19 protein-coding genes, 2 tRNA genes and 1 pseudogene are annotated in these 20601 nt (G+C 61.3%); 7 read left to right on the top strand and 15 right to left on the bottom strand.

Translation table 11 applies throughout. The annotated features are described in order from the left end of the window. Nucleotides 1-61: 61 nt before the first annotated feature. The 3 genes from BW989_RS12705 to ppsA all read right to left on the bottom strand — a co-directional run bounded on the left by BW989_RS12705 (nt 62) and on the right by ppsA (nt 3731). Entirely contained in the window at nt 62-388 is a 327-nt protein-coding gene (locus BW989_RS12705) for a phospholipase D-like domain-containing protein (RefSeq protein ID WP_076587912.1), read from the bottom strand. 51 nt (nt 389-439) lie between these two features. Further along, complete coding sequence (locus BW989_RS10260) at nt 440-1282, bottom strand: phospholipase D-like domain-containing protein (protein ID WP_076587910.1); 843 nt, start codon at nt 1280-1282, stop codon at nt 440-442. 76 nt (nt 1283-1358) lie between these two features. Next, nucleotides 1359-3731 (bottom strand): phosphoenolpyruvate synthase, encoded by a 2373-nt coding sequence (gene ppsA, locus BW989_RS10255; RefSeq protein ID WP_076587908.1) that lies wholly within the window; start codon nt 3729-3731, stop codon nt 1359-1361. Between the two features lie 89 nt (nt 3732-3820). Here ppsA and ppsR point away from each other — a divergent pair, with 89 nt between their 5' ends. From ppsR to yghX, 5 genes are all read left to right on the top strand, one after another. Next, nucleotides 3821-4642: a posphoenolpyruvate synthetase regulatory kinase/phosphorylase PpsR gene (ppsR, locus tag BW989_RS10250; RefSeq protein ID WP_076587906.1), complete on the top strand. Its 822-nt coding sequence runs from the start codon at nt 3821-3823 to the stop codon at nt 4640-4642. Between the two features lie 32 nt (nt 4643-4674). Further along, nucleotides 4675-5154, top strand: coding sequence for a DUF1249 domain-containing protein (locus BW989_RS10245; protein ID WP_076587904.1), 480 nt, complete (start codon nt 4675-4677; stop codon nt 5152-5154). Nucleotides 5155-5216: 62 nt separating this feature from the next. After that, a tRNA-Ala gene (locus tag BW989_RS10240) sits at nt 5217-5292 on the top strand. 51 nt (nt 5293-5343) lie between these two features. Beyond that, nucleotides 5344-5419: transfer RNA gene (locus tag BW989_RS10235), tRNA-Glu, on the top strand. A 141-nt stretch (nt 5420-5560) separates the two neighbouring features. Beyond that, nucleotides 5561-6448, top strand: coding sequence for a YghX family hydrolase (yghX, locus tag BW989_RS10230; protein ID WP_076587997.1), 888 nt, complete (start codon nt 5561-5563; stop codon nt 6446-6448). A gap of 3 nt (nt 6449-6451) precedes the next feature. On the opposite strand, the gene BW989_RS10225 is transcribed toward yghX, so the two are convergent. The 4 genes from BW989_RS10225 to BW989_RS10210 form a co-directional block, all read right to left on the bottom strand. Beyond that, nucleotides 6452-7324 (bottom strand): copper resistance protein B, encoded by an 873-nt coding sequence (locus BW989_RS10225; RefSeq protein ID WP_076587903.1) that lies wholly within the window; start codon nt 7322-7324, stop codon nt 6452-6454. A 2-nt stretch (nt 7325-7326) separates the two neighbouring features. Continuing rightward, nucleotides 7327-9147 carry a copper resistance system multicopper oxidase gene (locus BW989_RS10220; protein WP_076587901.1) on the bottom strand — a complete coding sequence of 607 codons (1821 nt, stop codon included), beginning with the start codon at nt 9145-9147 and terminating at the stop codon, nt 7327-7329. Continuing rightward, nucleotides 9140-9553 carry a heavy metal-responsive transcriptional regulator gene (locus tag BW989_RS10215; RefSeq protein ID WP_076587899.1) on the bottom strand — a complete coding sequence of 138 codons (414 nt, stop codon included), beginning with the start codon at nt 9551-9553 and terminating at the stop codon, nt 9140-9142. The genes BW989_RS10220 and BW989_RS10215 overlap by 8 nt, the downstream gene beginning before the upstream one ends. Before the next feature lie 361 nt (nt 9554-9914). After that, complete coding sequence (locus BW989_RS10210; protein ID WP_076587897.1) at nt 9915-10622, bottom strand: hypothetical protein; 708 nt, start codon at nt 10620-10622, stop codon at nt 9915-9917. Nucleotides 10623-10860: 238 nt separating this feature from the next. Here BW989_RS10210 and BW989_RS10205 point away from each other — a divergent pair, with 238 nt between their 5' ends. After that, nucleotides 10861-11079 carry an arginase family protein gene (locus BW989_RS10205; protein ID WP_242651419.1) on the top strand — a complete coding sequence of 73 codons (219 nt, stop codon included), beginning with the start codon at nt 10861-10863 and terminating at the stop codon, nt 11077-11079. Here the strand turns inward: BW989_RS10205 and BW989_RS10200 are convergent. The 8 genes from BW989_RS10200 to copL form a co-directional block, all read right to left on the bottom strand. Then, complete coding sequence (locus tag BW989_RS10200; RefSeq protein WP_076587893.1) at nt 11076-11609, bottom strand: DUF305 domain-containing protein; 534 nt, start codon at nt 11607-11609, stop codon at nt 11076-11078. The genes BW989_RS10205 and BW989_RS10200 overlap by 4 nt on opposite strands. Before the next feature lie 74 nt (nt 11610-11683). Further along, nucleotides 11684-11998: a hypothetical protein gene (locus BW989_RS10195; RefSeq protein WP_074053006.1), complete on the bottom strand. Its 315-nt coding sequence runs from the start codon at nt 11996-11998 to the stop codon at nt 11684-11686. Nucleotides 11999-12026: 28 nt separating this feature from the next. Beyond that, nucleotides 12027-14453 carry a heavy metal translocating P-type ATPase gene (locus BW989_RS10190; protein WP_425476659.1) on the bottom strand — a complete coding sequence of 809 codons (2427 nt, stop codon included), beginning with the start codon at nt 14451-14453 and terminating at the stop codon, nt 12027-12029. Between the two features lie 40 nt (nt 14454-14493). Next, nucleotides 14494-15036, bottom strand: a complete 543-nt coding sequence (locus tag BW989_RS10185; protein WP_083688493.1) for a DUF411 domain-containing protein — start codon at nt 15034-15036, stop codon at nt 14494-14496. Nucleotides 15037-15106: 70 nt separating this feature from the next. Then, entirely contained in the window at nt 15107-15949 is an 843-nt protein-coding gene (locus BW989_RS12845) for a c-type cytochrome (protein ID WP_242651418.1), read from the bottom strand. 11 nt (nt 15950-15960) lie between these two features. Then, a complete protein-coding gene (locus BW989_RS10175) occupies nt 15961-17379 on the bottom strand; it encodes a copper resistance protein B (protein ID WP_242651417.1) in 1419 nt (472 codons plus the stop codon). After that, complete coding sequence (locus BW989_RS10170; protein ID WP_076587890.1) at nt 17376-19244, bottom strand: copper resistance system multicopper oxidase; 1869 nt, start codon at nt 19242-19244, stop codon at nt 17376-17378. Before BW989_RS10170 ends, BW989_RS10175 begins: the two co-directional genes overlap by 4 nt. Before the next feature lie 113 nt (nt 19245-19357). Continuing rightward, nucleotides 19358-19777, bottom strand: a complete 420-nt coding sequence (gene copL, locus BW989_RS10165) for a transcriptional regulator CopL (RefSeq protein WP_076587888.1) — start codon at nt 19775-19777, stop codon at nt 19358-19360. A gap of 591 nt (nt 19778-20368) precedes the next feature. On the opposite strand from copL, the pseudogene BW989_RS10160 reads away from it, so the two are divergent. Then, nucleotides 20369-20524, top strand: a pseudogene (locus tag BW989_RS10160) (transposase); the annotation flags it as partial. Nucleotides 20525-20601: the final 77 nt, after the last annotated feature.

Raw genomic sequence — 20601 nt, 5'->3', positions numbered from 1 at the left:
AAACGGACGAGCCTGCGAAACTAGAAACCTACAAGCAAGAACAGTCAGACAAGCAAGTGCTTTAGCTGTCGTCCCACACTAAAATCCGGATACCCAAAAGATCCGGCCAGGTGCTCCGGCAACTGTTGCCCACCAGCATCGAGTCATTGCGTGCCGGAAAGATGATCGTCGTCTTCACGCCCCGCCGCGGCGCCGCGCACAATGCACGCAGCAAGGCCTCATCGGGCACGAAATAGGGCGTGGTGATCAGCAGTTCTTCGTGGGCGGCGTACATCGCGGCAACGAACATGTCCGACATCGCGTTGTGGGGTGTGGTGGGACCAGTGCCGAACATCTGCGCGACCACGCCATCGTCGAAGACCTGCGGCTCTGGCGCGGCATCCACCATCGCCTCCAACGCCTCGCCGACTTCGCTGATCCAGGCGGTGAGGAAAAGATACTACGCTTGCCTGACAACAGGGCCTTCGCAGCGCATCAATAGATCAATCCACGGTGTGAACTTTGGTTTCACGCGAAACTCGGGATCTGCGCAGTTCTGGCTGCCGCAATACGCGATACGGTTGTCTATGACTGCGACTTTTCGATGATTGCGCAGGTCCACGCGGCCCACGGCCAAATGTCCTAGCCGCGGCACATCATCGAGCATAGCGTGGACATGGACACCCGCTTGTTGCATTTGTCGCCAACGCGGACCGTGCACGAACGCGCGTGAACCGAGTGCATCGACCATCACGCGGCATTTCACACCGCGTTGTGCTGCGGCACATACGGCATCGGTGACGCGACCGCCGTTGTGGTCGTCCAGCCAGATGTAGAAGCCGATGTGTACGGTGTCTTGTGCTTGTTCGATGTCGCCAATGAGGACATCGATGCTGGCATTCGAATTGGCTTTCGGCTCGGTGGGTGGTGCGGATGGATCGCTTAACAACACGATGCGATTGCCCGCGACGGGTTTGAACCCGTTGATTGAATGCGCAAGGTCAAACAATGGCTTGATTTGCGCCGTGATTTTGCCGGGCTCCACGCCAGCGCTGGCAGGCAAGGGCATACGTGTCTCGACATCGCGCAGCCGTTTGATGCGCTGCCTACCGATGCTGGTTTCACCCAGTAGGAGATAGCTGATGACGCCAAGCAATGGCAGGAATGTGATGATCGCGACCCAGGCCACGCGTGACGCAGGCACGCGGTTAGGCCGGGTGATCGCACGGGCGAGCACCGCCAGATGCACGATGAACAGCAACACACCCAGTGGCGTGTGCAGCAAGCTCAGGTAATAGGCCATGGCAGGCTCCGGTTCGGCACGATGTCGAGCCTACCGGAGCTGCGCGGCGGCGCAAGCGCCGCCATGCGGGGCGTGCTTAGCCAGCCTTGGATTTCGCCAGCTTCAGCCAGGTATCGACCACGGTATCGGGATTGAGCGATACCGACTCGATGCCTTCGTCCATCAACCACTGGGCAAGGTCCGGGTGGTCGCTCGGGCCCTGGCCGCAGATGCCGACATACTTCTGCTTGCGCTTGGCGGCGGAGATCGCCATCGACAGCATCTTCTTGACCGCCGGGTCGCGCTCGTCGAACAGGTTGGCGACGATCGATGAATCGCGATCCAGGCCCAAGGTGAGCTGGGTCATGTCATTGGAGCCGATCGAGAAGCCGTCGAAGATGTCGAGGAAGTCGTCGGCCAACAGGGCATTCGACGGTACTTCGCACATCATGATGACCTTCAGGCCATTCTCGCCTTGCTTCAGGCCGTTCTTCGCCAGCACGTCGATGACCTTGCGGCCTTCGTCCAGCGTGCGCACGAACGGGATCATCACCCACAGGTTGTCCAGGCCCATCTCCTCGCGCACGCGCTTGACCGCGCGACATTCCAGCGCAAAGGGCTCGCTGAAGGAGGGGTCGATGTAGCGGCTGGCACCACGGAAGCCGATCATCGGGTTCTCTTCGTGCGGCTCGTAACGCGAGCCACCAATGAGGTTGGCGTATTCGTTCGACTTGAAGTCGGACAGGCGCACGATGACCGGATTCGGCGCCACCGAAGCCGTGATGGTCGCGATGCCTTCGGCAAGGCGATCCACGTAGAAATCCACCGGCGATTTGTAGCCGGCGATCTTCGCGTCGATCTTGGCCTTGGTCGCGGCATCCTGCTTGTCGTATTCCAGCAGTGCCTTCGGATGCACGCCGATGTGGCTGGCGATGATCATCTCCAGGCGCGCCAAACCGATGCCTGCGTTCGGCAGCTGGCCGAAGTCGAAGGCACGCTCAGGATTGGCCACGTTCATCATGATCTTGAGCGGTGCCGGCGGCATGTTGCCGAGGTCGGTCGTGGTGCGCTCGAAGGGCAGGGCACCCTTGTAGATGAAACCGGTGTCACCTTCGGCGCAGCTGACGGTCACTTCCTGCCCGTCCTGGATGGTGTCCAGTGCATTGCCGGTACCGACGACCGCCGGCACGCCCAGCTCGCGCGCGATGATCGCCGCGTGGCAGGTGCGGCCGCCGCGGTTGGTGACGATGGCGGCGGCGCGCTTCATCACCGGCTCCCAGTCGGGATCGGTCATGTCGGCCACCAGCACGTCGCCCGGCTGCACGCGGGCCATGTCGTCGAGCGAACGCACCACGCGGGCGACGCCTGCGCCGATCTTCTGGCCGATGGCGCGGCCTTCGCTGATGACTTCGCCGCGTTGCTGCAGGGCATAGCGTTCGATCTGCGTCGCCTTGGCGCGCGATTTCACGGTTTCCGGGCGCGCCTGCACGATGAACAGCTTGCCGCTGATGCCGTCCTTCGCCCACTCGATGTCCATCGGACGGCCGTAGTGTTGTTCGATGACCAGCGCCTGCTTGGACAGCTCCTGCACGTCGGCATCGGAAATCGAGAACGTGTTGCGCAGCTCGGCCGGCGTGTCTTCGGTGCGCACGCGCTCGCCCGGCACATCCGAATACACCATGCGCAACTGCTTGCTGCCGAGCGCGCGGCGCAGGATCGCCGGCTTGCCCGCCTTCAGCGTGGGCTTGTAGACGTAGAACTCGTCAGGATTGACCGCGCCCTGCACGACCATCTCGCCAAGGCCCAGGCTGGACGTGACGAACACGACATCGCGGAAACCGGATTCGGTATCGAGCGTGAACAGCACGCCCGAGGCGCCGACATCCGAACGCACCATCTGCTGCACGCCGGCGGACAGGAACACGTCTTCATGCGCGAAGCCGTGATGCACGCGATAGGCGATGGCGCGGTCGTTGTAGAGCGAGGCGAAGACTTCCTTCACCTTGCGCACCACATCGTCCGCGCCGGTGACGTTGAGGAAGGTTTCCTGCTGGCCGGCGAAAGAGGCATCGGGCAAGTCCTCGGCCGTCGCCGAGGAACGCACGGCCACGGCCATGTCCGGCACACCGTTGTCATCGCACATCTGCTTGTAGGCGGTGCGGATGTCGGCATCCAAGTCGGGTTGCAGCGGTGCATCCATTACCCAACCACGGATCTCGGCGCCAGCCTTGGTCAGCGCGGCGACATCCTCCACATCGACCGTTGCCAGCTTGTCGTAGATGCGCGCGTGCAGATTGTTATGGGCGATGAAGGCCTTGAAGGCATCTGCGGTGGTCGCGAAGCCGCCTGGCACCGAGACGCCCAGTTCGTACAGCTGGCCGATCATCTCGCCAAGCGAGGAATTCTTGCCGCCCACCTGGGCGAGATCGGTCAGGCGTAGGTCTTTCAGCCACAAAATGTTGGCGCTCAAGGCAGGCTCCGGGTTGGGGATGGGGGGACGGCAGGCCGTCAGCAGGCTATTTTAGCAATCCCTACGCATACGTTTTCATTCCGACGCCCATGTCCGACGCTCGCCCGGTCTTTTACGTCTCCGATGGCACTGGCATCACTGCCGAAACCATCGGCCACAGCCTGTTGACCCAATTCACCCAGCAGCGGTTCGAGACCGACCGCATCCCGTTCGTGGACACACCGGATCGCGCCCGCGAGGCGGCCGCCATCATCCGCGAATCAAGCCAGCGCACGGGACTTCGGGCCATCGTGGTCAATACCTGCGTGGATGAGGAGCTCAGCCGAATCTTGGCGGAGAGCGGCGCTTTGATGATGGACGTGTTCGCGCCCTTCATCGCCCCCTTGGAAGAGGAGTTGGGCAGCCAGCGCCAGCCACGGGTCGGGCAGGCACACGGCATCGTTGATTTCGACACCTATCACCAGCGCATCAATGCGATGAATTACGCGTTGACCCACGACGACGGCATGCGGGTGGATTACAGCGATGCCGACCTGATCCTCGTGGGTGTCTCGCGCGCGGGCAAGACACCCACTTGCGTGTATCTGGCGCTCCACCACGGCGTACGCGCGGCCAACTACCCGTTGACGGAGGAAGATCTGGAAACCGACCGCCTGCCAGCCAAGCTGCGGCCGCACAAGCACAAGATCTTCGGGCTGACCATCGACCCGGATCGCCTACACCAGATCCGCCAAGAGCGTCGTCCCAACTCGCGCTATGCGGAGTTATCGACCTGCAAGAGCGAAGTCGCCGCCGCGGACGTGATCTTCCGGACCGAGAACATCCCCGTGCTCTCCACCACGCACGCCTCGATCGAGGAGATTTCGAGCCGCGTGCTGGAAACGCTGGGCATCAACCGCGAGATGTATTGACGGAGTTCCGGCTGCCTGTAGGATCGGATGGCATGAGCACCGTCCTTGCCCCGGTCACCCGCCTGCCGAAGCTGAGCCGCTTCGCCTGGTTGATGGGCTTGTACGCAGAGAATCATCGCAAGCTGGACCGCCTGTTTACACCTGCGGTCTTGGCGACGGGCCATTACGTGTCGCGTGGGTCCTCTGGTTTGCCGCTACGGCTAGAGATCATCGAACAGCACAAGTTCACCACCGAGTTGCGTCTGACGTACGACGTGCGTGACCCGGTCACGGGTGAACCAGATCCTTCCGCGCATTTGCGCCTGTATCGCGATGCGCGCCAGGCAGAAGCCACGCATTGTTATGTCGGCCGCCGCTGGCAGGACGTGATCGGGATGTATCCGCCACCAGCGGAGCTGGTGGGCCACCGCCTCCAAATGAACACGTTTCTGGGCAAATGGCTGGACCATTTGGCAGGGCAGGGACATGGCGTGGCCACGTTGGAGCGGGTGCAAAGTCAGGCAGTTGCCTGAATGTCGTCAACAAGTGTTGACGTTGGCCGTCTAGCTCTCTAGAATTTCGCGCTCCACGACGTGGGGCCATAGCTCAGCTGGGAGAGCGCCTGCATGGCATGCAGGAGGTCAGCGGTTCGATCCCGCTTGGCTCCACCAATATTCAAGTGATGACGGATGCCTCTCCGGATTCATGAGTTTCAAATCGACGTCCCCATCGTCTAGAGGCCTAGGACACATCCCTTTCACGGATGCGACCGGGGTTCGAATCCCCGTGGGGACGCCACTTGTTCAAGCACCAAGGCTCCGGAAACGGGGCCTTGCGTGTTTCTGGCGTTTGCATTTGTCGGACACAAACCGCTTTCACCCATCGTTATCGCCGGCCAGCGCAGTCTGTGTATTCGATTGGTGAACATGGGTGATGTCGATGACGCGTCTGACCGCGAAGGATTTTTCCCCGAAGTTACTGGAGCTCTACGACTTCTACGTCCATGGGCGCATCACCCGGCGCGAGTTCCTGGCCAGCGCAGGCAAATGCGCGATCGGCGGGATGACGGCGGCGACAGCGCTCTCGTTGCTCAGTCCCAACTACGCACTGGCTCAGCAGATTGAATTCACCGACCCTGACATCAAACCCGAGTACGTCCGTTACCCCTCGCCCAAGGGGCATGGGGAAGTACGGGGTTATCTGGTGCGTCCGGCCAAGGCCGAAGGCCCGGTGCCGGGGGTGGTCGTCGTGCACGAGAACCGGGGTCTCAATCCGTATATCGAGGATGTTGCCCGTCGCGTGGCGAAGGCCGGTTTTGTTGCGCTGGCGCCCGATGGTCTGACCTCTGTCGGCGGTTATCCGGGCAACGACGAAAAGGGCCGCGAGCTGCAGAAGCAGGTTGATCCCGAGAAATTGATGAATGATTTCTTTGCCGCCATCGATCACCTGATGGCCAGTGACTTTGTCAGCGACAAGGTCGGCATCACCGGGTTTTGCTATGGCGGTGGCGTGTCACATGTCGCGGCAGTGGCCTATCCGGAGTTGGCCGCGGCGGTGCCGTTCTACGGGCGCCAAGCGAAGCCGGAAGATGTCGCCAAGATCAAGGCGCCGTTGCTCATCCACTTCGCCGAAACCGACCCGGGTGTCAACTCGACATGGCCGGACTACGAGAAGGCGCTGAAAGCCGCTGGCAAGACCTACGAGGCGCACTTTTATCCGGGCACCAACCACGGCTTCCACAACGATTCAACGCCGCGCTATGACGAGGCTGCGGCGAATCTCGCCTGGGAGCGCACCATCGCTTGGTTCAGGCGCTATCTTGCTTAGACGCTAAAACCAGAAGCGAATGCCGGCGACCCATTGGTGCTCAGATACGGCTTCGCCCTCTGTTTCACGCATATCCGCCGTGTTGCCGAAGCTGCGCGCATACCGCCAACCGATGTAGGGGGCGAACTCTCGGCGGAACTCGTAACGAAGGCGAAGGCCGCCATGCAGCTCTGAAACACCTTGACCGACGCCCATCTTGGCATCGTCCTTGGCGTGGATCGCGATGCCGGCTTCGGGTTGCAGTATCAGGCGATTGGTCAGCAGCACGTCGTAGCTCGCCTTACCTTCCAGCAGCGCGCGACCCGATGCGCCCACGAACGCAGTCGCTTCGACATCGAATTTATAAGGCGCATGGCCGTGTACGCCGACGCCGACCCAATCGCGTTGTACACCGCCGCCAAAATCACGCCGCCAACCAACCATCCGGTTCCACCACGGTCCGGTGGCATGTCCCCACGATGCACGGATATGCCCATGGCTTCCGTGCGCATCACGCTCGCCTTCGCTTTCCAGCCAGAGGCGGTTGTGACTCTTGCCGGACCACGCCTGCACGGCCCAGCCGGTCGCCGGGTCATCGCCTAGATCGCGCTCCAGCCGGTCCACCGTAAGTGTAGTGATCCACGGGTCTTCGACCATGTGGTCGGACATGTCCATGCCGTGCAGGTCAGGGAAGGCAGCCGCCATGTCCTGTGGTGTCGGGGAGCGGATGAAGTCCGGCAATGGCAGGGCTTCTTTCGGCATGTGCGATGCGTGATCGGCGTGTTCGTCCGCTTCGGTCGTCTGTGTCGGCTGCTGGCTGTGTTCGTGGCCTGCATGCTGCGCGTGTGCGGGCAGGGCAATGAGCGCGAGCAGTGCGAAGGCATAGGGATGCGACATCCTCATGGTTCCACCCGCACTTCGCGGAACATGCCCATCTCCATATGCATCAGCATGTGGCAGTGAAACGCCCAACGACCGAGCGCGTCTGCTGTCACCCGATAGCTGCGGATGTGGCCGGGCGGCACGCTGACCGTATGCTTGCGCACTTGGAATTCGCCCTCAGCATTTTCTAGGTCGCTCCACATGCCATGTAAATGGATGGGATGCTCCATCATGGTGTCATTGACCAGCACGATGCGCACACGTTCGCCATAGTTGAGACGAATGGGTTTCGCCTTCGAGAACGGCACACCATCGAAGCCCCAGGTATAGCGCTCCATATTGCCGGTCAGGTGCAATTCGATGTCGCGTGTGGGCGTGCGTGGATCGGGCTGCGCGAAGACGGATGTGAGATCGCCATAGGTCAATACTCTGCGGCCGTTGTTGCGCAGGCCGATGCCGGGATCGCTGATGGAGCGCGAAGGCATCATCGTTTGCATATCGACATCCGGGTTGTCGGTTTCACTTGCCGGATGCGAGATCATCGTCATGTTGTCTGCCATGCCCGCATGGTTGGCATGTGTGTCTTGCTTCGGTGCTTGCATGGATGCACCGCACATGCCCGCGCCGCATTTCATTTCAGCATCGGCTTTGTTGGTGGGTTTCATCGATGCGCCGCAGCTCATTTCACCGCTGCTCATCGCGCCGTGGTCGTGGCCCATGTCGGCCATGGTCAGCAACGCGCGAGGGTCCATCGCGGGGATAGCGGCTTCAAGACCCGGGGCAGGGGAGAGGGTGGCGCGGGCATAGCCGCCGCGATCCATCGACTGCGCGAAGATGGTGTAGGGCTGCTCGCTGGGTTCAACGATGATGTCATACGTTTCGGCCACGCCGATGCGGAATTCATCGACGCTGACCGGTTCGACATCCTGACCATCGGCGGCGACCACAGTCATCTTGAGGCCCGGGATGCGCACGTCGAAAAATGTCATCGCCGAGCCATTGATGAAGCGCAGGCGCACTTTTTCACCGCGTTTGAACAGCGCCGTCCAGTTGCCGGCAGGCGTGCTGCCATTGGCGAGGTACGTGTAGGTCAGGGCGGTGACATCGGCCAAATCCGTCGGACTCATGCGCATGCGCCCCCATTCGCCGCGGTCCTTCAGCGCTGCCTGGGTGCCGTCACGCCGAGCATCGCGCAGAAAATCGCCGACGGTGCGCATGTTGCGATTGTAGTAATGCCCCATGATCTTGAGCTTGCGCTGGATGGCATGTGGATCATCGTCACTCCAGTCGGACAACAGGATGACGTGATCACGATCGGCGTGATGGCGCTCGCCGTTGCGCGGTTCTATGACAATCGCGCCATATACGCCGACCGCTTCCTGCATCGAAGAATGTGCGTGGTACCAGTAAGTGCCCGATTGATTCAATTTGAAGCGATACAGGTACGACTCGCCCGGCGCGATGCCGTGGAAGCTGAAGCCAGGCACGCCATCCATGTTCGCGGGCAAGATGATGCCGTGCCAGTGGATCGACGTGTCCTCGTGCAAGGCATTGCTGACGCGCAATTCGACCGTGTCGCCTTCGCGCCAATACAAAGTCGGCGCTGGCAGGGTGCCGTTGACGACTTTCGCACGTGCCGGTCTGCCGGTCAGGTTGACCGGGATTTCGCCAATACTGAGATTGAAATGATCCCCGCGAAGCTCGCTGAGTGGTTGCGTGTGTGCATGGGTGTCACGTCGCGCACGGCCCCAGCCATGGGCGGGCAACGTGGCTGCAGTGCCCAGGGCCAGTGCGCCGGTGACAAACTGGCGTCGCTGCGAATTGAAGGCTTTAGTCATGTTTCCGTCCGGCCTGTGGCGAATCGGTGAGTGCATGAAGGATGGGACAAGCATCCATCTGGCCGCGCCCGGGACAAGCGTCGACCAGGGACTTCAGCGCGGTGCGGACGCGAGCCAAATCCTGCAGGCGCTGTTCGACATCATCCAGCTTGGCGACGGCAGCTGAGCGAATCGCGGCGACATCGTCGCCTTGGGTCATCGCCATCAGCTCGCGGATCTCGACCAACGTGAAACCCAGCGCCTTAGCACGGCGGATGAATTGCAGACGTTCGACATCGGCATCGTCATACAACCGATAGCCGGACGACGCCTGGCGTTCGGCGCGCGGCAGCACGCCTTGGTTCTCGTAGTATCGGATCGTGTCGATGGGTAGCCCGGTGGCCCGGGATAGTTGGCCGATCTTCATGAGCATTGCCAGCTTGGGTTCAAAAGCATTATCGACTCTAGAGTTAGGTCAAGGGTCAAGTCTGCTTACTTATTACATAATAAACATTATGCGAACTTCTGGTACATCTAAGGGTGTTGCGTAAAGAAGGCCTTGTAGCCCTCAAGAACAACCGGGCTCGGTAAAGCTGTGACAATTCCAGCCCCTCTCGGTTTTGTCACAGCTCCACTGCGCACTCGGGATTGTCACGACTCCACTGAGCAAGCACTCCTAGGCACGCCCGCTGCGCGAAATCTGCCGCACATAGGGCCGTGATCTGACTCAGATTTCAAATCTGGCGATCTGGAACTGGCGAGCGCCACGCAATCTCCGACCGCCGCCTTCAGCGTGCGGCACGCGCCGCCTGCAGTCGGATGACGGAGTCCGAATTTGCCGGGATGACGGTGACCGCCTCCGGGACGCGGCAATAGATGACGTATACGTCATTGAGCCGCCCGGCGAACTTCCAGCCGTTTGCGTGGCACTGAAGGGCATCAGTGGAGGTCACGACGACGCCACTATGCCGGATCTTGATCTGCGCCGCGTTGCGCTGCCCCAAGAAATACGCCCCCATCGGGATATACGCGAGCGCCAGCGCGGCGTACGGCAGAAGCTTCCAATCTCGGATCGCGCTGGGGATGTCAGGGGCCTTTTTCACTAACCAGATCAATGCCCAGGTCAGCAGCACGCCAATACAGAGCAACCAGCCGAACGAAACGACGAAGAGCAGCACACCGCTCAGGGCAATCGCAACGAGCAATACGATCCAACCGCCATAGCGGTAGGTCTGTTCAAACTGGAGGATCTTCTGCGCCACATAACCGCCGGCGACCGCGGCAACCAGCATGAAGGCGACAGTGACGCCGATCCCAGTGAGGCCAATCAAGGCCAGATCGCTCGCATTCCCGAATTGGAACGGATCCAGCCCGAACGCGCCCCAATAGCCTTTCAGGTACAGCGTGCCCTGGATCAATCCGAACCCCAGGAGCACGGTCGACCAGGCCAATACGTGCGCGGCGCCAAAGCGCGTGCCCCGCTCTTCCACTTCCATGTCAGCCCCCGCTTTGTCCCGGTTGAAGTCGTTGCGTGCCCTTGTGGATTAAGCGGGGCTATTCACCCGCGATCCGCGTGTGCAATAGTCGGCTTGCCCGATGGCCTAAGTCTAGGGCGCGCTTTCAACGTGACGCGATGTTGGACACGGTTGACCATGGCCTGCAGCCACGATCACCATCCCCAAACGACGCAGGCAATGTTCTCCACGATCCAACGCGCCCGCTCAAGTGTCATCAGTGTCCAACGTGTTGGCGCGCCAACATTTGGAGGTCCTGGAAGCCCTGCTGGATCTGGTCATGGCCTCGGGCAAGGTACGTGTGGTCGACGTGGCGGAACTGTGTCCGCCCCTGGATCCGGATCAGGCCACCGCACGTGTGGCTGCGCGCTTGATCCACCGCATGGTCAGCGCGCAGGCTCAGTGGGGTGATACCGGTTGGCAAAAGGCAGTGAGCTAGCGAGAGCGCTCAGCCAGAAGTTGTTTCATCTGGGCGATCTCCTGCTTCTGCGAGGTGATGATCTCCTGGCAGAGCTTGACCAGCTCGGGATCCTTCAGGCGGTTTTCCTCGCACATCAGAATGGCGCCGGCATGATGTGGAATCATGGAGCGGATGAACTGCCGATCTGTCACCGCGGCCTGCGTGCGAATTCCCCACCAGCAGAACAGCATGAACACCACGGTCACGCTGGCCAGGATCAGATTACGACGACGATCGGGGTACATGCTGGACATGAGCCAAAGCTCGATCAACAGCATCGGCGCGGCCATCAGCCCTGCCATGTAGAACTGGTTGACGTTGTGATAGACGTTGGCCAACTGATCGACCATGGCATACATCAGGGCGTACATGGCCAGAAACGACAAGGCCATCATCAGAAGCAGGCGACCGTAGTGGCCCTTATGCGTCTGACCGGAACTTCCGTGCGAGGCGTGTTGCTCTGAATGCTGCGTGTGCGTGCTTTCGTGCTTATCGTGCGAAGAAGACATGTCGATCTCCGTGGGAATGGCAGAACATCGCCGAATCCCGGGGGCCAAGGAACCAGCCCCCGGGGAGATAGCAGTTACATACCCTTGCCGGCAGCGAATTCCTGCGGGCTCAGCTTGCCGTCCTTGTTGCCATCAAGCATGCCGAAGTGCGGCGCGAGCTTGTGCTTGGCCAATTCTTCCTTGGACAGCGTGCCATCCTTGTTGGTATCGAGCTTGGTGAAATCGGTATCGGCCGCGGCCGGCTTGTGCTGACCATGCTCCTGCTTCTTGTGGTCCATCGGCTTGTGCTGACCGTGGTCGGTGGTGGGCGTGGTGGTCTGGCCGCCGGCGAAGGCCGCGCCCGCCATCAGAAACAGGGCCATCATCGAGAGGGAGGCATAACGCTTCATTGCAGTACTCCTTGTGGGATATGAGCCATCAGTGACAGGAATGGCCGCGCGCAGGCTCATCGGCGCGTTCAGGGTGGGGGGTGGAAACAACGGTGGAGCCGGACAAACGCAAGGCATTGGTGACCACCGAAACCGAGCTCAGGCTCATGGCCAGGGCCGCCATCATCGGACTGAGCAAAAGGCCGAAGCTGGGATACAGCAGGCCGGCGGCGATAGGCACGCCGATGGCGTTGTAGACGAAGGCGAAGCCCAGGTTCTGCTTCATGTTGGCCACCGTCGAAGACGAGATGGCACGGGCTTGCACGATGCGCCTCAGATCACCCTTGACCAGGGTGAGCTGGGCGCTGGACATGGCCACATCCGTGCCCGTCCCCATCGCGATGCCCACATCGGCTGCCGCCAGGGCCGGCGCATCGTTGATGCCGTCGCCAGCCATGGCCACACGACGACCCTGGGCTTTGAGTTGCTGGACCAGTTCGGCCTTGTCCTGAGGTTTGACGCCGCCACGCACATCCTCGATGCCCAGCGTGCGCCCCACGGCCTCGGCCGTCGCCTGTGCGTCACCAGAGGCCATCACCACGTGCAGGCCATCGGCACGTAGCAGGTTCAAGGCAGGCAAGGTTGTGGCTTTGATGGGATCAGCCACCGCAATGGCGCCGGCCAACCGACCATTGACCGCCAGGAACATCACGCTAGCGCCTTCCTTACGAAGACGCTCGGCGCTGCTTTGCAAAGGTGCTACATCGGCGCCAACCGACGCCATCAGGCTTTGGTTGCCGAGCACGACATCCTGATCGGACACGCGCCCGCGGACGCCTTGGCCGGTGAGCGAATCAAAATCTTGGGCGGCCATCAGGTTCAAGCCACGTCGCTGGGCTTCCGCCACGATGGCCTCGGCTAAGGGGTGCTCACTGCCCTGCTCCAAGCTGCCAGCCAAGCTGAGGATCTGATCGGCATCGAAACCGGCGTAGGAGAGCGTGTCGCGAAAGGCTGGACGCCCCTCGGTCAACGTACCGGTCTTGTCCACGATCAACGTGTCGATCAGACGTAGCTGTTCGATCGCCTGAGCATCGCGGAAGAGGACCCCGACCTGTGCAGCGCGGCCCGTGGCGACCATGATCGACATGGGGGTAGCCAAACCCAGGGCACACGGGCACGCAATGATCAGAACCGATACCGCATTGAGGACGGCAAAGGTCCAGGACGGTTCGGGTCCAAACAGACCCCATCCGAAGAACGTGAGCACCGCCGTGGCCAGCACGGCCAGGACAAACCAGTACGCCACCTTGTCCGCCATACGCTGCATCGGCGCGCGGGAGCGCTGGGCTTGGGCTACCAACTGCACAATCTGCGCCAGTACCGTCCCGGATCCGACTTTGTCCGCCCGGATGACCAAGGCGCCGGTCCCGTTGAGCGTGGCGCCTATAACGTGATCACCGACAGCCTTCTCCACCGGAATGGGTTCACCGGTCAGCATCGACTCATCAACACTGGTGCGGCCTTCGATGACTTCCCCATCGACCGGCACCTTCTCGCCCGGTCGTACGCGAAGCAGATCACCCACGTGCACGTGATCCAGCGCAACGTCCTCTTCGCCCCCATCGGGTTTGACGCGGCGAGCCGTCTTGGGCGCCAATCCCAGCAGGGACTTGATGGCCGCCGAGGTTTTGGAACGCGCCCGCAGTTCCAGCAGCTGTCCGAGCAGTGTGAGCGAGACGATGACCGCTGCCGCCTCGAAGTAGACCCCTACCCGTCCATGCTCGCGGAAAGAGTCCGGAAACAGGCCCGGTGCAACGGTGGCCACCACGCTGTAGCCAAACGCGGCGGCTACGCCGATGCCGATCAGCGTCCACATGTTGGGGCTGCGATTGCCGATGGACTGCAGGCAGCGTTCAAAGAATGGCCACCCCGCCCAGAGCACCACTGGAGCGCTCAGCACGAGCTCAATCCAGGTGCGCGCCTGCGTGGACAAGCCGGGCAGACGGTGTCCCAGCATGGCCAAGACCAGGACGATCAAGGTCAAGGGCAATGTCCACCAGAACCTTCGGGTGAAATCGCGTAGCTCTGGATTTTCGTCCTCCTCCAGCGAGGGCATCTCCGGCTCCAGCGCCATGCCGCAGATCGGACAGGTGCCGGGACCCGGCTGACGAATCTGCGGATGCATCGGGCAGGTGTAGACCGTGGCGTGGGTACCGCTGGGTTGGGCCACCGCTGCTGGGGCGGTCACTTCAACTTGCTGGGGAGCATCGTCCGTATAGCGGACGGGATTGGTGATGAACCGCTCTCGGCATTTGGCTGAGCAGAAGTGATACTTCGTTCCGCCATGCAGGGCGTGGTACGGCGTTCTAGCCGCGGAGACCTGCATACCGCATACCGGATCACGCACCGAGTCTGGACCATCGCTGGCACCCTGCGGCATCGCCTTGCCGGCTTCATCGTGGGAATGAGGGGACATGGATCACTCTGGACTGGAAGAAGGGATCGCGAGCAAACTGTCAGCTACGTTGACCGTGCAGGACGTAAGGCTGCGTTGTGCCGTCGGGCAATACAAATTCCACCGTATAGGGTTGAACACGTCCGTCGGGCATCTCCATACCAGGAGAACCGGCGGGCATCCCCGGTAGCACTAATCCACGGCCTACCGGGCGCTCACGAAGCAGGCGCAGGATGTCTTGCACCGGCACATGACCTTCGACGATGTAGCCATCGATCTCGGCGGTATGGCACGAGCCGCGTCCATAAGGAACGCCCAAGCGCGCCTTGATCGGGTTGAGGTCTTCGCTGTTGTGCACCTCAACCGTAAATCCTGCTTTCTCCAGATGCTCCACCCACAGTTGGCAGCAACCGCAGGTCGCACTCTTATGTACTTTGACCAACGGCAACGGACGCTGCGGTTGAGCGACCTGCTGCGCAGCCGCCGATGTCGGAGATTGAGCGTCCGATGCCGCCTCTGTACTGACAGCCGATTCGGGGCGCGCGCATGCGGTCAGCGACAAGGCCGTGGTTAGCAGAAAGAGACAGCTGCGAGAAATATTCATCATGCGTCCTCAAGAGATGCCCGAGCGCCGAGGCGCTCGGGCGTGGAGCCGGGGCAGCTCCATAAAGGGATCAATGCTGGTGGTCGTGGCCGTCATCGGCCTTGGGGGCTGGCTCGGCCGATTTGGCTGGCATGGAGGAGTGCTGATCATGCTCACCTTCGGATGTGGCCTGCGCGGGTTGCTTGGCTGGCTCGGCCGCATGCACGTGCGTCTTGCCGTCGGCATGCACGTGCGTGGTGCCTTCCTTAGCTTTGCTCATGTCCATGTCCATGCCACCGGCTTGATGACCCTGGTCATGGCCGTCACCCATCTCTGCTCCATCACCGCTGCCATGGTGATCTGCACCCGCTTCCTCGCCGTGCGAGTGCCCGCCGGTCTCACCACCGCCGTGTGAATGACCATCACTGCTGGCCACCAACGCCTGGTAGCCGGCCTTGTCCAGCGTGGGCAGCTTCTGCAGGAAGGCCGACATGTTCCAGATGAACTCATCGTCCATGCTGCCGCCCCACGCGGGCATGCCGCTGGCCTTGATGCCGTGCTTGATAACCCAGAACGCCTCAGCTGGAGCGACCGGCTGTTTGCTTAGGTTCGGTGGCGCGGGGTACAGGCCCTTGCTCATCTCGGTGGCCGCCGCCTCTGGCGAAAGATGGCAGGTCACGCACATGGCGTTGTAGTTGCCCGCACCCTGGCGGATACGCTCAGGATCATCCAGGTTCGTGGGCACCTGAAGCTTGGCGGCGCGCACCTCAATGGAACGCTCGCGCGCCGTTTCAAGTAGCGCATACACCGGGCGACTATGCGGATCGTCGGCGGCCACGTTGTACACGCCCAGAGAGACCGTGGCAGTTGCTGCTACCGCAACCAATCCCACGCCGGCACCGAGCCATACCCACATCTTTTTGTTTGATTTCATTGTCAGTTCCCTTAAAACCAGGTACGAAGGCCGATGACCAAGCGCGTGTCTTCAAAAGACTCGCCATGCTCGCGTCGCATGTCTGCCGTATTGCCAAACGCACGCTCGTACACCACGCCGATGTAGGGAGCGAACTTTCGAGTGAACTCATAACGAAGTCGTAGCCCTGCCTCAGCGGTACTCAGACCCGAACCTATCCCGCGCAGTGGATCGTTCTTGCCATGCGCTGTGACCTCTACCAGCGGCTGCAGGATCAGCCGATTGGTTAGCAACAGTTCGTACTCGGCCTCGACATTGGCGGCAGTCTGCCCCCCTTCGCCGAGATAGGCTGTGGCGGACACTTCGAACTTCATCGGTGCCAAGCCCTGTACGCCAATAGCGGCGAAGTTCTGCGAAGCCCCCGGCTTGAAGTCATGGCGCACACCGGCCACCACATCCCACCACGTGGAGATACTGCGGCCGTAGAGCACTTCCAGATCAGCCGACTCGGTCTGACCATCTGTGCGCTCGCCTTCACTGCGCAGCCAGACGCGATTGAGGTCCGTACCGATCCAGCCCTGACCCTCCCAACCCAGCCCGGTGCCAGGATCGGCATCCCAGGCTTCCAGGCGATTGAGCAGTACATAGCTCTTGATCGAATTGTCATGCACCGGATGCGCGTGTGCGGGCGCGATGGCCGCCTTGCGATCAGCCTCGGTCACCACGGGAATCGGGGTGCGCGGCTGCGTTGGCGCTGCAGACCCGTGTCCCATCTGACTGTGGTCCATGCCTTCCATTGATTGCATACCCGCTTCTGGCGTAGCGGGTGCGGGCGAACCATGCCCCATCTGCGTATGGTCCATCCCTTGCATCGCAGGCGTGGTCATGGAGGTGTCGGCTGCAGCAGGCTGTGCCATCTGACTGTGATCCATGCCCTGCATCGAGTGTGTCTGCGCTTTGGGCGCTGCAGGCGTGCTTGGAGGCGAGCCGTGCCCCATCTTGGAATGGTCCATCCCCTGCATCGCAGGCGTAGCCGTACCGGAGGTGTCGGCTGCAGCGGGCTGTACCATCTGACTGTGATCCATGCCCTGCATCGACTGCGTCTGCGCTTTGGGCGCTGCTGGTGTGCTCGCAGGCGAACCGTGTCCCATCTGCGAGTGGTCCATGCCCTGCATGGCAGACTCGGCTGCTTTAGCCGACGGCGCGGCATGACCCATCGACGCATGATCGATGGTCGCTTCGCTGGTCTTGGCCGGTGTAGGCTTCTTGGTCGGCGCAGGTTTTGATGTCGGCGCCTGATGCGCAGAGTGATCCTGAGTCGGGGTCTGCGCGCCCTGCTCCATCGGCATGGAGCCGTGCTGCATGGATTGGGCGCTGGCCGCATTGGCCAGGGCAAGCGAGATAGCCAGCGTCAGCGCAGTCAGGGTGGTATCGCGTCTATTGATGTTCATTCGTCGACCCTCACCGTGCGCATCATTCCGGCTTCCATGTGATAAAGCAGGTGGCAATGGAACGCCCAGCTGCCCAACGCATCGGCACGCACGCGATACGTGCGTCGGCTACCCGGCGGCATATCCACCGTGTGCTTGCGCACCATGAAGTTGCCGTTGTCGTCCTCCACGTCACTCCACATGCCGTGCAAATGGATGGGATGGGTCATCATCGTGTCGTTAACCAATACGATGCGCATACGCTCGCCGTAGTTCAGCCGCAGCGGCTCGACATCGGAAAACTTCTGACCGTTGAAGCCCCAGGAGAATTTCTCCATGTGTCCGGTCAGATGCAGCTCGATCTCGCGACCGGGGTCGCGTCCGTCAGGGTCTTCAAAGGTGCTCTTGAGCATGGAATACGTCAGTACATGACGGCCGTTATCGCGCAGGCCATTGCCCGGATCATCCAAGCGCGAACTCACACTCATGGCCTGGTTGTCCAACAGGGGATTGTTGGTCTCGCTGGCAGGGTGTGATTGCATGCCCCCGTGCTGCATGCCTGCCATGGCACCATCGCCGGCGGCGGGCATCGCATGGCCTGCATGGGCCGAGGTCGCGTTCCCGCTGGCAGGTGGGGTCACGCCAGGCATGCCCATGGCCGCACCACAGCCGCCTTCCATGCCCTTGTTGCCGCCAGACATATCCATCGATCCATGATCCATGCCCATGTCTGCCATCGTCAGCAGCGGCCGGGGATCCACAGACGGAACGGGCGCGCGTAATCCTTCGCGCACGGCGAGCGTGCCGCTGACGTAGCCAGTGCGACCGGAGTCTTGGGCAAAGATGGTGAATGCGTCCTGCCCGGAGGGCTCCACGATCACATCGAAGGTCTCTGCTACCGCGATGCGGAACTCGTCGACGGAAACCGGATGGACATACAAGCCATCTGCTGCCACCACGGTCATCTTTAGCCCCGGAATACGCACATCGAAGTACGTCATGGCAGAGCCATTGATGAAACGCAGGCGCACCTTCTCGCCACTGCGGAACAAACCCGTCCAGTTGCCCAGTGAGGTCGTGCCGTTCATCAGGTAGGTGTAGGTGTTGGCGTTGACGTCGGACAGATCCGTGGGCGTCATTCGCATCACGCCCCACATCTTGCGATCTTCCAACGTGGCCGACAGACCGTTGCGCTTCACATCGCGCGCAAAATCGCCGACCGTGCGCTTGTAGTAGTTGTCATGGCCCGGCATCTTCTTCAAACGATCGAACAGGGCCGTCGGGTGCAGGTCTGTCCAATCGCTCAGCATCACGACGTAGTCGCGATCGAAGCTGAAAGGCTCTGGTTCCAGTGGATCGATCACGATCGGTCCATAAAGCCCGGCCTGTTCCTGGAAACCTGAGTGGCTGTGGTACCAGTAGGTACCGCCCTGATGCAGGGTGAACCGATAGTGGTAGGTCTCACCACGTCCGATGCCGTCAAAGCTCAGGCCCGGCACGCCGTCCATGTTGGCCGGCAGAATGATGCCGTGCCAATGGATGGAAGTGTCCGTGCCATGGAGGGAGTTGGCCGGCAATGCATTGGAGACACGCAGGTTGACCGTGGTGCCTTCCCGCCAGCGCAGCAACGGCGCCGGAACGGATCCGTTGACCGTGATCGCGGTGCGGGTCTTGCCGGTGAAGTTCATCGGCGTCTCGCCGATGGTCAGGTCGAACTCGGTGCCCGACAGTACGTTGGCTTGTCCCGGGCCTTTGAGCGCCCAACTGGCTTTGGGCCAGAACCCTAGTCCTGCGACTGCGCCTCCCAAGGCCAAGCCCTGGACAAATCGCCGCCGCGAAGGCAGCAGCGGTCCACCGTGTGGACCACGAGAATCATCATGCGACATGAAAATGCTCCAAGCGTCGTGTTGCCACCGGTAGGCGGTGGTACAGAGCGGGTGGCTGGCCCAATCAGACACGCAAACCACACCAACGGCGCCATTGCGGCGCCTAGGGACGCTTAGCCGATCGGTGGTCGGATCAGATGAGGCAAGGCAGGTGCCGGATGCCCTAAGGGCAGCGGCATGACATCCAGGCCCAAGGCCAGTTGCACCGAAACATGCAGGCGCGCAGGCAATGCGCTCGCGCACGCGTGCACGCAGGCGCACCGGCACGCAGACGACTTGCAACAGTCGGGACCGGCATGATCGCCGTGCCCAGTGCCAGCCTTTTCAATCGATATGGCATCGGAATGATGCTCAGCGCTGTGATGGGCGACGCAATCTTCGTCGACTTGCACAGCGGCAGCCACTTCGCTGGCCTGCTCTTCCATCACCGGATTCATACTGACCGACGCAAACGCCGACCACGCGCCGTTAAGCACGAGCATGGCGATCAGGAGCAGTCGCAGTAGAAGTGAGGGAGCTGACACGGGCTGGATGATAATTCACTTTCTTGGCGATGACGTGTACCAACTGTTAACCAAGTCTCATGCTCCAGCGAGATCGGGGCGGTTGGCAGGTTAAGCAACTGCACTGAGGGTTATCGGTACCCATCACCGTTCCTAGCGCCAGATCCTGCGCAAAGCGGCTAAGTAAGAAGGGTCTGTTTGGGGCTTGCAGCACGTTCTAGTCGTAAGACCTACGCCTACCCTCGATAACGGCCCCTAATCGTCTGGTCAAGCCAACCCTGCTGTCGGCATGTGACTCAACGACCGAAGTCTGGGCGCATCAGAAGTGCGCTTCTAAAAGACACATGCCCCCTCCTCAGCACTTGAGCGCGCCGGCATTCCCTGCCGACCCCAAGTTGACGCCATGAGCGTTAACGTGACGGAGCTTTTCGTGATCGAGCCGAAGCCTGCTCGATGCCCTTAAGGATGTCTCTCTTCTGGCGGATAGTCAGGGTGTTCCACTTCAAAAGCAGCTTGGCAAGGAGCTCGTCTTCTGTATACAGAAAGGCCTCGGGGACTCGGGTTCACCCCCGTTTTCACGGACACTTACGAGAAGGCCGGTCGAGGCCATGAGGAGTGTTAATGTCGAAGCGAAGGAAGTTCAGTGCGGAGTTCAAGCGTGGCGCGGTTGAGCAGGCCAGCCAGCCCGGTGTCAGCTGTGCCCAGGTGGCCAGGGAGTTGGGTATCCGGGACAACCTGCTGACCCGCTGGAAGCGGGAGGCCCAGGGCCAAGGGACGTAGCGCTCAATTTCCGCATCGTTCAAGACATTTCTCCAATGTCGAATGAGCAGATTCTTGACTGTTCTGCGGCGAAA

Origin of the sequence: Solilutibacter tolerans, assembly GCF_900155935.1 — a bacterium.
Lineage (GTDB): Bacteria > Pseudomonadota > Gammaproteobacteria > Xanthomonadales > Xanthomonadaceae > Solilutibacter > Solilutibacter tolerans.
The sequence above is the reverse complement of the archived record's forward strand: the minus strand, read 5'-3'. Positions and strand labels throughout refer to the sequence as shown.

Bases quoted from the DNA above. Each gene is read 5' to 3' on its own strand.
- BW989_RS10190 (WP_425476659.1), bottom strand. From the start codon at position 14,453: ATGTCCCCTCATTCCCACGATGAAGCCGGCAAGGCGATGCCGCAGGGT.
- BW989_RS10225 (WP_076587903.1), bottom strand. From the start codon at position 7,324: ATGTCGCATCCCTATGCCTTCGCACTGCTCGCGCTCATTGCCCTGCCC.
- BW989_RS10220 (WP_076587901.1), bottom strand. From the start codon at position 9,147: ATGACTAAAGCCTTCAATTCGCAGCGACGCCAGTTTGTCACCGGCGCA.
- BW989_RS10210 (WP_076587897.1), bottom strand. From the start codon at position 10,622: ATGGAAGTGGAAGAGCGGGGCACGCGCTTTGGCGCCGCGCACGTATTG.
- BW989_RS10215 (WP_076587899.1), bottom strand. From the start codon at position 9,553: ATGAAGATCGGCCAACTATCCCGGGCCACCGGGCTACCCATCGACACG.
- ppsR (WP_076587906.1), top strand. From the start codon at position 3,821: ATGTCCGACGCTCGCCCGGTCTTTTACGTCTCCGATGGCACTGGCATC.
- BW989_RS10245 (WP_076587904.1), top strand. From the start codon at position 4,675: ATGAGCACCGTCCTTGCCCCGGTCACCCGCCTGCCGAAGCTGAGCCGC.
- BW989_RS10170 (WP_076587890.1), bottom strand. From the start codon at position 19,244: ATGTCGCATGATGATTCTCGTGGTCCACACGGTGGACCGCTGCTGCCT.
- BW989_RS10175 (WP_242651417.1), bottom strand. From the start codon at position 17,379: ATGAACATCAATAGACGCGATACCACCCTGACTGCGCTGACGCTGGCT.
- BW989_RS12705 (WP_076587912.1), bottom strand. From the start codon at position 388: ATGGTGGATGCCGCGCCAGAGCCGCAGGTCTTCGACGATGGCGTGGTC.
- BW989_RS10195 (WP_074053006.1), bottom strand. From the start codon at position 11,998: ATGAAGCGTTATGCCTCCCTCTCGATGATGGCCCTGTTTCTGATGGCG.
- BW989_RS10185 (WP_083688493.1), bottom strand. From the start codon at position 15,036: ATGAATATTTCTCGCAGCTGTCTCTTTCTGCTAACCACGGCCTTGTCG.
- yghX (WP_076587997.1), top strand. From the start codon at position 5,561: ATGACGCGTCTGACCGCGAAGGATTTTTCCCCGAAGTTACTGGAGCTC.
- BW989_RS12845 (WP_242651418.1), bottom strand. From the start codon at position 15,949: ATGAAATCAAACAAAAAGATGTGGGTATGGCTCGGTGCCGGCGTGGGA.
- BW989_RS10200 (WP_076587893.1), bottom strand. From the start codon at position 11,609: ATGTCTTCTTCGCACGATAAGCACGAAAGCACGCACACGCAGCATTCA.
- BW989_RS10260 (WP_076587910.1), bottom strand. From the start codon at position 1,282: ATGGCCTATTACCTGAGCTTGCTGCACACGCCACTGGGTGTGTTGCTG.